This is a genomic window from Psychrobacter sp. Pi2-52, assembly GCF_904846705.1.
GTDB lineage: Bacteria > Pseudomonadota > Gammaproteobacteria > Pseudomonadales > Moraxellaceae > Psychrobacter.
In genome coordinates, this window is sequence record NZ_CAJHBS010000056.1 from 1 (window position 1) to 971 (window position 971).

Here is a 971-nt window from a genome sequence, read left to right on the forward strand (position 1 = left end):
AACATAAAAAAGACCAACCCTTTTGAGGTTGGTCTTTTTTTAACAAGTTAATGGATATAAACCAATTAACTAGCCATTATTGCTACGGCGGGCTGGACGGCCTTCGCCTGAGCGAGAAGGTGCTGCACGGCGTTGACCGCTTGGTTTACCAGCACCTGCGCTACCGGCAGGTTTGCCACCGAAGCGACGACCGGCTGGCTTGCCACTTGGACGGCCTGCACCGGCACCTGCGCCACGTTTTTCACCGCTTGCATTGTCGTTAGACTTGCCACGGTAGCCACCGCCACCATTGCCACCACGACGGTTACCCGCACCTGGACCACCACGACGATTGCCACCACGACCACGTTTGGCTGCTGCGCCTACGTGCATGTCTTTGGTATTTTTCTTAGGTTCCATACCTTCAATTTCTTCAACTGACATGGTACGTTTTAGATAACGGTTGATTGCATCTAGCTGTGGACGGTCATCAATGCTACAGATGTTAATAGCGATACCCGTACGGCCGGCACGACCACTACGACCGATGCGATGCACGTAATCTTCAGTTTGACGTGGAAGATCATAGTTAAATACATGAGTGATACCACTTACGTCAATACCACGAGCAGCGACGTCAGTGGCTACTAGGATGCTGATTTTGCCCGCTTTCACATCATTGATGATACGAGTACGTTTTGCTTGTGGTAAATCACCATGTAAGAAGCTGGCTTTATGGCCTTGCTCTTTAAGACTCTTAGCAAGTGTCTCACAGCTACGTTTGGTAGCGGCAAATATAATTGCTTGGTTCACGTCTTTTTGGGTCAATAAATGATCTAAAATACGGTTTTTATGGTTGAAGTCATCAGCATAATATACTGACTCATCAATGTGCTTAGTTTCAGCTTTAATATCAATACGTTCTGGATTATTGGTAAAGCTGGCAGCAATTTTACCGACTGGGCCATCCCAAGTTGCAGAACACATAATAG

The 971-nt window shown here is 47.3% G+C and carries 1 protein-coding gene; it reads right to left on the bottom strand.

The features are described from left to right. Positions 1 to 69: 69 nt before the first annotated feature. Positions 70 to 971, bottom strand: a 902-nt coding sequence (locus JMY00_RS13465) for a DEAD/DEAH box helicase (protein WP_201580533.1), incomplete at its 5' end; no start/stop codon positions are given.